The organism is Mesorhizobium sp. P2_A8 (assembly GCF_056404935.1).
The window spans coordinates 583194-596831 of the sequence record NZ_JBFUDB010000001.1; the positions used below are offsets into that span (position 1 = coordinate 583194).

The following is a 13638-nucleotide window of genomic DNA, read 5'->3' on the forward strand; positions in this document are numbered from 1 at the left end:
GTTTCAGGTATCCACCCCCGGGGCTTCATGAGCCTCGAAGCGCCAGACGCGAGAACGGAAGTTATCTTGGATTGTGAGATAGAGATCGTTCACCCAATAAATGGGGATGCATTCGCTCACAAGCGGCCATGATCTCGACGTGCACAAGGTACCGCCCAGTGGGCGCGAGAGTTTGCGCAATACGGACAGCACGTATTTCCGCACTGCGAGAAGATAACGCCAGAATAGGTCGACCGAGCTCTTACCGCGTGAGGTCGCCAAGTTCAAAGCCGAGCGAGACATCCTAAATGGTCGCCGCCTTTTGCAAGCGTGCCGGGGGGCGTGGTCCTTTGCGCCGTAGATCGTACAAACGCCGTAGCCTTACCCCCAACCGCCCGCCAGGTACGCTGTATATAAACAAGTCTGTATGCAGATTTGCGGCTTAGGCTGCGGAAGCGATGAATCGATCCCATCCGGCCGAACGTAGTTCGCATGCTGGGCACCGAGCGCAGCCATATCCCCATCCGTGCTGCAGCGAACGATCACCGTTATAGCAAGTGTGCGTCTCCTGAACGATCACGTTCACAAGGCCGGCACCTCCATGAGTTTTCGCCAACTCCCACGTGCCAGCCTTGTCGATGAACATCAGCGGAGTATGGATGACGAAGCGCGCTTCCATTCCTAGATTGATGGCCAATTGCATGGCTTTGATTGTATCGTCTCGGCAGTCTGGATAACCGGAATAGTCTGTCTCACAGACACCCGTGACGAGATGCTTGATACCCCGTCGATAGGCCACTGCAGCTGCAAAGGTGAGAAAGAGCAGATTGCGCCCGGGTACAAAAGAATTCGGAAGCCCGTTGGCCTGCATGGTGATTTCCACGTCACGGGTTAGCGAGGTTTCGCTCACTTGGGCCAAGGCAGCAATTTCAACCACGTGATCATCGCCAAGTTTCCCGGCCCAATCCGGAAAATCCCTACGCAATGCGTCAAGCACATGCAGTCTTGCGTCTAGTTCGATCCGGTGCCGCTGCCCGTAGTCAAAACCAATAGTCTCAACTCGCGCGAAGTGGTTGAGAGCCCACGCGAGGCAGGTTGTTGAATCCTGTCCGCCTGAGAACAATACCAGTGCATGCGTGTCGTTCATCGCGTTTTCAGCCTTCGTGCTCAGCCCAGCAATAGGGGGTTTCATAGACCTTCACCGCCGAGATTGGAGGAAGGATCGGCTTCACGCGATCCCAGATCCAAATGGCGATATTCTCGGCTGTCGGGTTCTCAAGGCCCTCGATCTCGTTGAGGCAGTGATGATCGAGCCTTTCTAGAAGGGGGCCGAACGCGGCTTCCACATCGAAGAAATCGACGACGAATCCGCTGTGCGGATCAACTGCGCCCTGCAGTGTGAGTTCGACCCGGTATGAGTGACCGTGCATCCTGGAGCATCGATGTGTTGTAGGTACATTCGGAAGGCGATGCGCTGCCTCGAAGGTGAACGCTTGTGTGATCTTCATGGAATTCCCAGAAATTTGTGCGTTTGCAGGTTGAGGCGCCAACGGGGGTTCGCGAGGCAATACGCGATGGCCGCAGCCGTGTTCGCGTCGCGTTCCGGTCCGTCCATCGGCGAAAGCAAGAAATGAGAGAACGCGAGATCTTCGAATCGCTCCGGTTCGGCGCCCGCTTGCGGATAGACCAATTTGAGTTCATCCCCGCGTGTTAACGCAAGTGCTGAGCCAGCCTTCGGACTCACGCAAATCCAGTCCAGCCCGGGAGGTGGGGCAAGCGTGCCATTCGTCTCAATCGCGATCTCGAAGCCGTGGTCATGAATCGCTGCGACGAGAGCCTCGTCGACTTGAAGCAACGGTTCGCCTCCAGTCAAGACTACAAGGCGGTGCTCCTTGGCTGCCGTCCAGCACGCCGCGATCGCGTTTGCGAGGTCTCCTGCGGTGCTGAAGCGGCCGCCCCCCTCGCCATTCGTGCCCACGAAGTCGGTATCACAGAACTTGCAAATTGCCGCCGCGCGATCAGAGTCGCGTCCCGACCACAGGTTGCAACCCGCAAACCGGCAGAACACGGCAGGACGGCCAGTGTTCCGTCCTTCGCCCTGCAGCGTATAGAATATCTCTTTGACTGCGTAAGCCATCAGGCCGCCCGAGCGGATTCGGCCAGGCGTCGCTTGAGGACCTGGACTAGGTAAAGTGATAATTGGCGGACATCGGACGGAACGTTCTGAAGCCCGTTCCAACGTCGGCGCTCGGCGCCGAACTCCCACTCGCCCTCGCTCCAAGCAGTCTTTCCCTTTAGGAGTCGCAAGCCACTTGCGAATTCGTCGCGTGTGGCAGCACCGGTAACACTGTTGAGAAAGTCCATGACATATCCAAGCGCGACAATGCCCGTGCCATGAATCAGCCGAGAGGTCTTGGGCGTCTTGTCGGCCCAATCGTCTGCAAAGACGTGTTGCACTGCATGATAGAACTCGCTCATCATCGTGACGCCTTGATCTAGCAAAAGCTTATCCTCGCCGGCATAGAGACGCAGCGCGCCGTCACTCAGCGAATTCATGATAACCCTCTGGAGCACAGTGTCCCGGATCACCCCCTTTGGATTGGTTTGCTGCTTGATCAAACCTCTCAGCGACGACCCCTTGCGATAATTGAGCGCCTCAGTAGCAAGTGCCGCTTGTGATCGACTCGACATGCGGTGCGGCAGGTCTCCCACTTTGGGGAGGAGTTCGTAAACCAGTGCCTTTGGTAGCGGGCGGGTGTTGTTCACGAGGATGAACTGCTTTTGCAACTCCTCCTCGGTCTCACAGATGAAGCCCGACACGAGCACTTCAAAATCACGGCTTCGAAGTTCAGACAGGGCTGTAAAGCGCTGTTGCCCGTCGACGATCCAACCAGGTGGGCCGTCGGATGTGTCGATCACCAGTTGGCAGAGTCGGCTTTCTGGGCTCGCTGCCGGCTCGAGCCGAGCATGACCCATGAAAGCCACGACGATAGCATTGGGCAAGATCGCGTTCGGCTTTTCGAGATAGTCACGGATTTCGCGAATGTGCCCCGCGATCTGCGGTCGCTGAAAACCTTGGAGGGCGCCGCCATCATCGCGACCCGCCCGCTCGATTCGAGCAATGCGTGCAACCTGCGCAGCATTCGCAATGAAGGTGAAGACCGTCAGCTTCTCGCTCTGAACCGGCGCCAGCGCATCAAACCGAAGAAAATGTTCCTTGTTCATAGGCTCTCCCGTCGAAATTCGCTCAAATGGGTGTGAAAGACGTGGAGGTTGTGGATGCCGCGTCGCTTGTTGCGATTTGACGTCCGGAAGATCACGGCCTCTACGCCGCTCTCCCGACAAACTCGGCAGCTACATCGCTCCCAGGGACGATCGCCAAGGGTTTGGGCGTAGACCTTGCGCTGTCGGGTTGCGGCGTCGGCACGACGGCTTGGTGACGCCTCGTCGTGCCAGTTCAGGGCGGCCCAATAGTCCATCACGGCATCAAGACTTTGGTCCAGGGTCGCGCCACCGTCAGCGTAAGCGCGGACGCCGCGAAGCGCGGCGTCTTCAAGACGCCTCGCGTCTTCCTGGTTGAGGCTGCCTTCCAGCGCCTTATGCTTGAGCTTGTTGTTCTGGGTGGCCTGCGGAATACGAATTGCGGTGTAGTACGAGAGGTCGCCGTTGGGCGTCCGCATCCAGTAATTTTTCCGGGCATCCTTGAAGGCGCGCAAGAGCGGCGACGTCGTATCGAAACTGGTTACGCGGTACTGCTCCAGTACGGCCAGTTCCTCGATTTTCCCGAAACCGAGAAGATGCAGTCGAACCCGGTCGGGGAGAGCATCACGCAGGGCTTGTAAGACTCGGCGAATCTGTTCGATCCTCAACGGCACGGTGCCGCCGATCGCTAAATAGTCGTATCCCATGTTGGCCAGGTTGCAGGCAGCTTGCGCCATACTCTCAGCCGACCAACCCTGTATGACCCCCATCGGCGTGAAGCCTGGGCCTATGCTCTTGGCAGACTTGTAGAACTCAGTCGCGTTCTGCAGCGTGATCTCGTAGCGACGGCGCACATCATCTGGCACGTCGTCCAGGGCCCGCGTCACCCCAAGGTCGTCAAAGTCGAAGATAAGGTGATCGGGCGAACATCCATGCGTGAAACCGGCATCAGCATAGAATTCCGCTGTGTCGTCGGCCTTGTAGGGCGGTTCCGGCAGGTTCCGATAGGTGAAGGCGCCGCAGTCGCCTATCAACAAGCTTCTCGGAAATCGATCGATCGGATAGCGCAGAAAGCGTCGAGCCCCCTCGCGACGAAAGCGCATCAACTGAGCTTCTGAATATTTTCCTGGCTGGCGAGCATCGCCGACGATGCCGCGGGAAACCAGGATACCGTCATACGGTGCTTGCTCTAGGAACTCGTGCGGGTACTGGTCATCGCGGTGAACCGATCGGCCCGCGCCGTTGCGATCAGCAACAAAGTCGTACTCTGGATCGATCGTATCAACGCTGTCAGCGAAAACGAATTGCATTACGCGACCTTTGCAAAGGCATGCATGTGGTCAAGGCGCGCTAGATGCCCAGACAACAATTTAATGTCGCGCCCGACGTTCTGAATCTCGTTCCAGTCCCGCTGCAACTCCGCCCATCTACCGCTCGTCCAGCGACAGTATGGAGCGATGCGCGCCAGCGACTCGGTCGCGTGAAGGAGCAGGTCGGTACCAGGAGCCGCGCGAGACATCATGCGGTCCATCAAGAGGCTCATGGCTTCGATACCGGCCGAATGCATAAGCCGGCTTTCGGTTGGTGGACGACCCCACGCCTCAGGAAAGACGCGGCGCACAGCAGTCCAGTAAGCGACAAGTATGCGGTACATTGCATCGACATCGGCGGGATATTCGGGTGTCGCCTTGTACGGAGCGAGAGCGCCAAGAGGGCTGTTGATGCTGTTACGAATCGCCTTGATCAATGCGGAGTCCGTGATCACGGCGATCCCAGAATCTTCGGAAAGCCTTTTGATCAGGCCTTGGAAGGGAGAATCGGAAGAGGTCTGAAGGAGATTGACGAGTTCGCTCGGGATTTTCCGAGACGACAAGTCACGCGGAAAGGCTGTGTCCACTTCTGGGAGCAATTCGTTGATTAGCCGAGGATCGAGCGGTTTGGCTTTGTTGACCAAGATGAACTGTTCGCGATGAACTGACAGTTCCTCCGACACAAAGGCGACGACGGGAACCGGAAAGCTCTTGTTCTGAGCTTGCGATAGTGCAATCGAACGCTGCTGCCCGTCGACAATCCAAGCCGCCTTTGGTCCGTCGTTTGGAAGCGGGATGCGCAGTGTTCCGGCCTCGCACGACTTTACGTCGCCGCCCGGCTTTTCGCCCCGCGTCTGGGTGAAACGCGCGCGCGGCGAAAGCGCGAGAATGATCGCGTTTGGGAATAGAACAGGCCCCTGATCAAGGAACTCCGTGATCGATTGAACGTGGCTCCTAATGCCTTTGCGCTGAAATCCCTGCAAGGAACCTTCGCTGTCGCGGTGGACGCGGCTGATCTCCGCAAACTTGAGAAGATCGGCACCCGCTACGAAGAATGCATAGACAGCCTTATTTGCCTGTTCGGTACGAACGGCACGAACAGCCAGCATTGCTTCGGTGGTCCTTCGCGGACGGGTCATGCTGCTTCCCTTAGGTCCATAGCAGTCCGGTAAAGACGACTGAACCGCGATTGCTCGCACGCGACCCCATCTTCATCTCGAAGCGCACGGAGGATTCGTGCAATACCTGATTGTGTGTGAAGCCGTGCCAAAATTAGTTGGAGGATCTCCGCGTCATTGCGGCGCGGCCGCAGCACGCGTTCGGGGGCCGTCACCGAGTTCATGGCCGCCTCCACGGCTGTATAGTCGGCATCCCGGTCATATGAGCCGTCGTTGAAGGTCACCAACCGAGCAAAGTGGAGCAAGGCTCGTTGAGGAAAGTCGGATCGAGTGCCCGGTAGGATCGTATCCAACCGATCATCATACGGCACAAGCGATGGGCGAAGTGCGGCCGGCAAGGAAGATGCAAGGGACGCGCCGAAGATTCGCAATCGCGCCATGGCTTGAGGTTCCAGTTCACTGAGGCTTTTGCCCACCATCTCGGCATAAGGACGGGTGAGTGCTATCAGCACCCGTCCTGAACTTTGGCCGAACACATCGGTCCACTGATCCGAATGCGGACCTGACAGCAGGTTGGAAAACCAAGCGCCGACATCGAATTCATTTGAGATCCGGGAGGCGACAGACTCTGCGTATCCGTTCGAGACGGTGAGCCCATAGATGGGGACTTGCCGGTCGGCGGCCACTAGGCCCAATCCGGCAGAAATAATGTAGAGTCTGCCCTCAGCGATCTGTGCTGCCTGGGTCGCTAGTCCAAACCCGCGACCAGCATAAAGTGCTCCAGCAAGGAGTTCGGGTCGTAGGGCGCGTAGCTTTTCCATCCAAGCAGTTTGGATGGCATTCTGCGGACCAATTGGCAAAGAAATCGGCGTTGCAGCGAAAGGTGGTCGCGCCTTCTTTCGAAGGGTGCAGATGGTGATGACCACGGCGTCGGGTGCGCTCCCGACACAGCTAGCCGACGCGAAATTCGTTGTCGATTTCATCGATAACTGCGCCTCAAATGACCTTCGTTGATTTCGCGCAACAGATGTTTTTTCATCATCTAGTGTATCGAGGTTTGCAAACCGCAATATGCAGACATTAGCACAATTGCCGTCAAACAGCTACAGGAAATTGCACGGTTTCCGATTTGACGGACGAATAACTGCTGGCTTGCGACAGCTTCCTGTTAGGAAGGCCGCAGTTATCGGGACATCGGCGGTCAACTTCGTCAGCGGAAATGTCAGCCAACGGCCTGTGCGGCCAGCCGTCTTGGCGGCTCAAATCAAGAGATGTTCAATGACGGCCTGATCCGCAATCAGGGCGGCGCCCCCGTTTGCATTTCCCGAGGTAACGATGCCTTTTGATCACAACGTGGTGCCTAGCGCTTCGACTGGTCACCCACGTCGGAATGGCCAACCATTCCAAAGGAAAAGCTCTCCATGGAGTCCCGTGCCGCTATTGCGTCCCTGCCAGACGCTCTGACTGCTCATTGAGGCCGCCAGCGCCACGTTCGAGGAGGCGCTAAACCGAAGCGCTTGGGATCCTAGTGATTAGGTCGGTGCTCCTTGTGCGTCACGTAGTTGGCTTGGGGTCGAAGCGGACAGAGAGGCGGCCGAATCCAGGCCTTGAGCCTCGCCGCCCGCAGCAAGTTCTGATTTCCGCGGCGTTCTAGGGGGCAACGCGATCAATATCGTGACCTTCGCCGCCACCTCTTCGAGGGTGGCGGTAAGGCGGTTTATCTGCGAGGTGGTTGCCGCCAGTTCAGGGCCGTAACGGGTGACGAGATATTCCCGGTTCTGGCTTAAAGACTGCAGATGGGTGGCGGTTTTCGTGCGAAGGCGCAGCCCGGCTTTCAGCGCGTGTTCTGTTCGCGCCGCCAGGTCGTGCTGCATTTTGCGGATCTGATTGGGATTATGCCCACAATGGAGCAAGAGCGCGGTCAGATAGAGTTCGATCGCATGGATTGCCGACAATCTGAACGGCGCGCGTGTCAACGGTTTGCCGGGACGGCCTTGTTGAAGGAGCAAGTTTGCCGCCTTGCGGTATTCTTCCGCCAGCTCGTGAAGCTGCTGCGGGGATGCAAGCTCACCGGGATATTTGCGTTCTTCGATCGTCATTTGCGCGATGCTAAAGTTCAAACTTCGTGGAGTAACATCCATCGCGTCGCTCGTCTCTTTTCTTCGCTATTCCACATCGCTTCCAGCGATGTTCGCCTGCAGCAGGCTTGTCGGTCAGAAAGCTGTTGGCCGACTATAGCAACGGCTCGTTGAGATGCGTTAAGATTTGACCAGAACGCACTGGATCGATCCTGTCTGCCTCTGCGAGTGCCCAACGTTGCCATGCTTCCAGTGCCGAGGCATCGATATCAGCAGAACCTTCATCGATCGCGCGGCGGACGCGCTCAACAAGCGCACGGATGTCTTCAGCCTGACGCAGCAGCTCCCCGCTGGTCCGCAGGTTTTGCAGGCGCTTTTGGTTAAGTTGGATTAGCCATTCCTGGCGCTGCTTCTCCTTTTCAATCCGCTCCCGCTCTGCACGCTCCTCGGCTTCCCGCAGGCTAAGTCGAAACTTCTTCTCGCCGGCCACGATGGTCGCAGCCGCGATTTCAGCGATCCTTGACTCAAGCTTAGTGTCACCGTCATCCTGCCAAGAAACCGCATTCTTGCGGTCGAAACCCGGATCGATCCGCAGGGCAAGCGGGGTTGATGCTGGTAGGTCTGGCGCCGGGCGCATGTAGCCCTGTTGACGCACGGTGCGGTGGCTGCCGACTATTCCAATGTCCAAACCAAGATAGGTGTCGCCGATGGCTGCTCGCGCGTAAATTTCGCCATCGCGTTCGTAGGCATCACCGTCATGGCCACGCTTGCTGAGCGCTAAAAACAGCGCATTGAAGATTTTCAGCCGCCGCTTGCCCAGTGGATTGTCGAACTTGGGTTCGTCAAAGGTCCACTCGCGTTCTGCATTTTTGTCGCGGCGACGCTGCTCCTGTTTGAGCATTTGAACGAGCCCTTTGTGAGGCCTGTCCAACGACTGAGGGACTGAAACTTTGCCAATCGCCTTCAATTCCTGTGCGTGGAGTTCGTCGAGGTCTTCTGGAACCAACGTGGACGCAAATGGCCCGGCGGATGCAAGAGGGGCTGCAATCGGCAGTACCTCCCGAAAACGCGCGTCGACACTTGCTCGGCCCAATTCACCGGGGCGCCGCGGTGGCGCCTTGGGTAGTGCTGGCACTCTCTTTCCGGCACGGATTTTGTTCCAATAGCCTTGCGGCGGCGACGCAACACCACATCGCGTCAGCAGCTTCTTCAGCCCGACGTCGGACAGTTCGAGCTTCGCCGCCAAGTCCCGCATCGGTGCAGACCAGGCGAACGCAATCAGATCGTCAGGCAACACAAGAATGTCATTCTGCCACACGTCGGCTTACCTCCATTTGTTCAGCCAGGCTGCTTTTGGCACGGCTTCGCAGTGTCAATGTGACAGGCCGGCCAGTGCCATCTAAGGTCAAATCTGGCAACTCCGACGTGCCATCGATCGTGCCAGGGGATGCGCTTTCGTTGTCAAGGCGGCTGCAGATCGGCTGTAGCTGAAATACCGGCTCAGTGAGCATCAGCGCGATACTTCGGCAGGCATCCGTTTCCTTTCGTAGTTCCTCGCGCGATAGGGGGTCTGCCGGACATTGCCTCGTTGGCAGAGCGCGGGTTTGGTGCCGTCGATGGAGAATGCGAAACGCGACCGAAGACCGATGGCAAGATAAAAGGGAGCACATTGCGCTGCGGTTGGGTCTTTGTTTTTCAACGGGTTACGAGGTGATTTCGCAATGTTCGCATGTTCACCGCACATTGCCAGAATCACGATATCTCAGCCATTTCCGTGGCTTAGTGCAATGTGCAAGGGCTCTGCCGGTTCTTGAGGAGGGGTGGGGCCGGGAAGGGAGGCGTGGTCAGACACGACCGCTGAAATAGCCTCTCGTCGGCAGATAACGAGCTGGTGGATGGCCAATATCCGAACCACTTCGACCTACCTGCGGTGGCTCGCGATGGGCGGTAGGCATGGCTGTCGCAGCAGACTGTCCGGGTTGGCTAGCGGACCGGACGCGGCGCTGGTTCATGCGTGCCCTTCCTATTCCTTCGCGGCGAGGTCAACGATCCTCCATCCCTGAACCTGAGCCGGCCCCACAAAAGCTGCTGAATGGGATTTGCGCACCGCCAGTCCAAGCAGCTCCCGCGGTCTCGTCACGCCTACGAAGACGTTTGTCGCGGCTGTGAGCCTTACCCCTGTAAAGGCCTCGTTGTTAACGCCGAACGCACGTGGAAGTACCGTAGTCAGGTCAATGCACCGCTCGTCTGCGCTACTGCCTTTCCAAACCTCGCTCTCAACAACGAGAATGCCATCTACGCTCTTGCCCTTGACCGAGTGGATCGACCCCAACTGCAAGGTGAGATTGTCGAATTGCATCTGTTTCGTGGAGCGGCGCTCGGGATCGGCGAGATCGGCCTTTTGCTCCGCGACGAAGCCGCAAAGATCGGCGATTTCGGCCTCAGCGCCTTCAGGCTGCGGACTGAAGAGTGGCAGCAACTGTTCGATGAACGCCAGCCATGCCGCCTGCTCCCATACGGCATCGCCGGCAAGCACATGGTCCCGGAGCAGTCGACGTACAGCGCGCGGCAACGCAAGGTCGTGATGCGACAGAGCCGGCCAGACATTATGCGCAGTAATCGGACGATCATTCGCCGCTTTCCAGCCATGCGCCCGCGCCAGCCCGGAAACCCCCACGGCGAGCATCTCGCTGACCTCTGCGGGAGGACGCGCTGCGGCGTGGTATACCGCAGCCTTCTGAAGGTGCCCACAAAGGAGGTTGGCCTTCGATCGAGATCCGCCCTCGCTGCGATATGCGGGATGATAGTCGACAAGGCTCTTTGGCTGCCACGCCCCTTTCTTACCGGGCAGATTGTGACGCGACGCGACCGCCCAGACCTCGCGGCTGCTGCAATCGCCGCCCCACAGCGTGCGTGCCTCTTCAGCGAAGGCTCCGAGAACGCCACCGATCGTGGCTTCATCGAACAAGAATATCACCCGCGACGCAGGCCGTAGGCCCATGCCCACAATGGTCTGAGCCTGGCGCGCGGTCAGCCGGCTTGCAAAGCCAGCGATCTCTCCGCCGAACCTGCGGCTCGTATCGAGGGGGATGCAGCCGGGGCCTGGCGTCCAATAGACCGGGGCTGCTCCGTCGTCCTCATAGAGCGTCTGATTGCTGTCCCCAAGGCGCTGGAACGCCGTCCCCCCTTGCTTGAACACGTGTTCCAACAACCGAAGTTGATCGCCATTGGTGTCCTGCGCTTCATCGAGGATGACGAGTGGAAAGCGGTCGCGAAGCCGCTCGGCAAGAGCAGGAGTTTCACGAAGTGCACGCCACGCCAGCGCCGTCATGTCGGCGTACCTATAGAGGCCGCTCCTGACCATCGAAGCCTTCAGCTTTGCTAGAGCCTTGCCGCAATTTGTATCAGCACCGTGCTGACCCTTTTGCCGCTGTACTATCAGGCTTTCGGGCTCATGCCTTCCGTCATCGAAGGCTGGATCGAGCGTGAGTTTACCAACCCATTTGGCTACAGTTCCGCTAGCCCTCTCTGCTTGCTTCTTCAACGCCCAGAACGACGGATAACGCCGCAACGCCTCAGCCGCGAAGGCATCGTCGTCAACCTGACGCACTGTCCAGCCCAGTCCCCGAAGATAGGGCAAGGCGAGGTATTGGTTGATGAACGCTGTTACCGTACCGGTGAAATGCGGATAGGCCATCAGTCGCCCTGCGGTCGGGTGACGGGCGATCAAGTCTTCGACCTCCGTCCGCGCGGCATTGGTGTGCGAGATCACGCAGACGCCGCGCCTGCAGGTCGACCAGTTGCGCGAAAGCAGCGCAAGCTTTGCCGCCAGCAGCGTCGTCTTGCCGTTACCGGGCGCCGCCTGGACGTCACAGGCAGTGGCCTTCGCCAGGAAGTCAGTCTGGCTAGGATCGGTGAAATCGCAACCGCCCAGCTCGTCGCCAAGTTCGGCGAGCAGTTCGGGCGTGAGCGGTAGAATCTCGAACATGGTGCTACACCTCCGCCTCCGCCGCTGCACCTTCCATTCCGGCAACTCCGATCTCTTCGTCTTCCGGCTCGGGGGCGATCGCCGGTGCCCCGGGGACATAGCCATCCGTCACGTAGTCGATTGCGCGCACCAGGTAGGGCGGGAGCCGATCGCGCATCTGCTCCGGCGTATCGGTGCGTTTGCGCAGTATGGCGGCAAGTTGCTCGGCGACCTCGGCCTTGGAGGCCTCCTTGTCGTGGACGGGCTTGTAGATCTTGACGGCGATCTCGGTCGTGGAGAGCCCGGCCTCCTTCCAGCCTGCGTAGGTTTCACTGGCCTTCTTCACGATCTTCGCAAGCCGCTCGGGCTTGCGACTGCTGGTCTTGGCGAGTTGGACCGCTTGGTGAACGCTCTCGGCAAGCTCGGCCCTGAGAGCAAGATCGAACTCAAGTGTCCAGCTATCGGCGATGAAAGCGTCGACGGGGTCCCCGACGTCGCGCCGCAGCGTCTTCAGCCGTGCGGCGATCTCGTCTTGGGTCAACTCGTTCTCAGTCTTGCGGTCGCCGACGAGGTCTTTCGCCTCGGCGGGCGGAATATCCCTGTCGGGGATAAGCGCCACGGGCACCGCGATGGCGTTCCCGACCCTCCGCTGCAGAATCCGGCTGTAGCGAAACAGGCCGCGGTGACCGACATTGACGATAGACACGCCGTGGCGGCTAAGCGGACGGCCGAGCTTTTCGGCGATCGCAGGCAGTAACAGGTGCTCGCCGTCGCCCTCCACGACGATCAGCGCGCGGGCGAAGAACAGGTTGGCCTTGGTCGCGTCGAGGAACCGGCGAAGGAACTCATAGTCGTTGGCCTCGAGCCGGGTATGCGCCGCGCCCAACGGAAAGGCGCGATGACCGACGATCATCATCATGGTCTCAAGGTCGGCGCCGGCCGCGAGTTGCGGGCTATGGGTGGTGAGCAGGACCTGGACCTGCTGATGTGTTTCGCCTTTCTCTGGATCCGCTTTAGCGGCGCGGGCCGCGAGCACTTCCATGAACAGCGTCTGATGCTGGGGATGCAGGTGAGCTTCCGGCTCCTCGATCAACAGAAACGGTACCTGATCGGGATGCGACTGAAGCAACAGCAGCTCGGCCGCCATGAACAGCAGGTTGTTGTAGCCCAACCCGCGCTGCACGCGCTCTGTACCTGCCTTGGCGTTGAGATAGAGCTCGAATCGTTCGAGGATCTGATCGAATGACGCGCCCGCGCCGAGGTCCAGCGTCGCGACGAGGCGATCATCGACAAACGATAGCTTATCGAGAAAATCTGTATTCACGCTGCTGGCAACGCCACCTACGGCAGCGTTGTCTCGAACCGCCCCGTCAGCAGCGGCAAGCGTGTCGTGAAGCGTAGCTTTGGCACCCGGCGCAGCCGGCTTGCTCTGGGGACCCATCGAGGGCATGGCGCCAAGAATGCGCGACAGACGCGACCGGCGTCCTGTTCGCATCTCTCGCTCGGCGTCCCGCAAGGGCTTAAGATAGGTGGCCTTCAGATACTCGCGCAGTTCTCCGTCGAGCGGCAGGCCTTCGCCTTCGGCGCCAGCGCGGTGCTGGCTGGAGATGATGCTGCCACCGCCTGGAGAAACCCGCCGCGCGCCGCGCATGCAGACGTGCAGACGAAGCTTGCCCTTTTCGTTGGCGCACCATTCCAAAAAACGGGCTTCCTCATCAGCGCTGAGGTCGTCGAAAGTGCATCGCACGACGAAATCGCAACCCCGCATGCCGTCAGCGCCGACGTGGAAGTCGTGTTCGTCTGGGCGGATATAGTCGTCACCACGTGTCCAGAGGACGTAACGGGCAGCGTCGATAATCGCGCTCTTCCCGGCGTCATTCGGCCCCACGAGAATATTGAGACCGGAAGAGAGCTTCAACCGCAACGGTGCGGTCAAATCGAAGCACCGGAAGCCACTCGCGTAAATTTCAGAAATATACACCAAT

General features: G+C 58.9%; 11 protein-coding genes. All 11 read right to left on the reverse strand.

Annotated elements, in window-relative coordinates:
* Positions 1-421: 421 nt before the first annotated feature.
* The 11 genes from queC to AC1D10_RS02850 all read right to left on the reverse strand — a co-directional run bounded on the left by queC (position 422) and on the right by AC1D10_RS02850 (position 13634).
* Positions 422-1126: a 7-cyano-7-deazaguanine synthase QueC gene (gene queC / locus AC1D10_RS02800; protein WP_477268807.1), complete on the reverse strand. Its 705-nt coding sequence runs from the start codon at positions 1124-1126 to the stop codon at positions 422-424.
* 7 nt (positions 1127-1133) lie between these two features.
* Positions 1134-1487: a 6-carboxytetrahydropterin synthase QueD gene (gene queD, locus AC1D10_RS02805; RefSeq protein WP_477268808.1), complete on the reverse strand. Its 354-nt coding sequence runs from the start codon at positions 1485-1487 to the stop codon at positions 1134-1136.
* Positions 1484-2116 carry a 7-carboxy-7-deazaguanine synthase gene (gene queE, locus AC1D10_RS02810; protein ID WP_477268809.1) on the reverse strand — a complete coding sequence of 211 codons (633 nt, stop codon included), beginning with the start codon at positions 2114-2116 and terminating at the stop codon, positions 1484-1486. Before queE ends, queD begins: the two co-directional genes overlap by 4 nt.
* Positions 2116-3204, reverse strand: coding sequence for a DGQHR domain-containing protein DpdB (dbpB, locus tag AC1D10_RS02815; protein WP_477268810.1), 1089 nt, complete (start codon positions 3202-3204; stop codon positions 2116-2118). The genes queE and dbpB (AC1D10_RS02815) overlap by 1 nt, the downstream gene beginning before the upstream one ends.
* Positions 3201-4490, reverse strand: a complete 1290-nt coding sequence (gene dpdA, locus AC1D10_RS02820) for a tRNA-guanine transglycosylase DpdA (RefSeq protein ID WP_477268811.1) — start codon at positions 4488-4490, stop codon at positions 3201-3203. The genes dbpB (AC1D10_RS02815) and dpdA overlap by 4 nt, the downstream gene beginning before the upstream one ends.
* A complete protein-coding gene (gene dbpB, locus AC1D10_RS02825) occupies positions 4490-5629 on the reverse strand; it encodes a DGQHR domain-containing protein DpdB (protein WP_477268812.1) in 1140 nt (379 codons plus the stop codon). Before dbpB (AC1D10_RS02825) ends, dpdA begins: the two co-directional genes overlap by 1 nt.
* Positions 5626-6591, reverse strand: coding sequence for a hypothetical protein (locus AC1D10_RS02830; protein ID WP_477268813.1), 966 nt, complete (start codon positions 6589-6591; stop codon positions 5626-5628). The genes dbpB (AC1D10_RS02825) and AC1D10_RS02830 overlap by 4 nt, the downstream gene beginning before the upstream one ends.
* Before the next feature lie 549 nt (positions 6592-7140).
* Positions 7141-7707, reverse strand: coding sequence for a hypothetical protein (locus tag AC1D10_RS02835; protein ID WP_477268814.1), 567 nt, complete (start codon positions 7705-7707; stop codon positions 7141-7143).
* A 133-nt stretch (positions 7708-7840) separates the two neighbouring features.
* A complete protein-coding gene (locus AC1D10_RS02840) occupies positions 7841-9004 on the reverse strand; it encodes a hypothetical protein (RefSeq protein ID WP_477268815.1) in 1164 nt (387 codons plus the stop codon).
* Between the two features lie 705 nt (positions 9005-9709).
* On the reverse strand, positions 9710-11674 hold the full coding sequence (locus AC1D10_RS02845) for a UvrD-helicase domain-containing protein (RefSeq protein ID WP_477268816.1): 1965 nt from the start codon (positions 11672-11674) through the stop codon (positions 9710-9712).
* Positions 11675-11678: 4 nt separating this feature from the next.
* Positions 11679-13634: an ATP-dependent nuclease gene (locus tag AC1D10_RS02850; protein WP_477268817.1), complete on the reverse strand. Its 1956-nt coding sequence runs from the start codon at positions 13632-13634 to the stop codon at positions 11679-11681.
* Positions 13635-13638 lie beyond the last annotated feature (4 nt).

Bases quoted from the DNA above. Each gene is read 5' to 3' on its own strand.
- queC (WP_477268807.1), bottom strand. From the start codon at position 1,126: ATGAACGACACGCATGCACTGGTATTGTTCTCAGGCGGACAGGATTCA.
- queD (WP_477268808.1), bottom strand. From the start codon at position 1,487: ATGAAGATCACACAAGCGTTCACCTTCGAGGCAGCGCATCGCCTTCCG.
- queE (WP_477268809.1), bottom strand. From the start codon at position 2,116: ATGGCTTACGCAGTCAAAGAGATATTCTATACGCTGCAGGGCGAAGGA.
- dbpB (WP_477268810.1), bottom strand. From the start codon at position 3,204: ATGAACAAGGAACATTTTCTTCGGTTTGATGCGCTGGCGCCGGTTCAG.
- dpdA (WP_477268811.1), bottom strand. From the start codon at position 4,490: ATGCAATTCGTTTTCGCTGACAGCGTTGATACGATCGATCCAGAGTAC.
- dbpB (WP_477268812.1), bottom strand. From the start codon at position 5,629: ATGACCCGTCCGCGAAGGACCACCGAAGCAATGCTGGCTGTTCGTGCC.
- AC1D10_RS02830 (WP_477268813.1), bottom strand. From the start codon at position 6,591: ATGAAATCGACAACGAATTTCGCGTCGGCTAGCTGTGTCGGGAGCGCA.
- AC1D10_RS02835 (WP_477268814.1), bottom strand. From the start codon at position 7,707: ATGACGATCGAAGAACGCAAATATCCCGGTGAGCTTGCATCCCCGCAG.
- AC1D10_RS02845 (WP_477268816.1), bottom strand. From the start codon at position 11,674: ATGTTCGAGATTCTACCGCTCACGCCCGAACTGCTCGCCGAACTTGGC.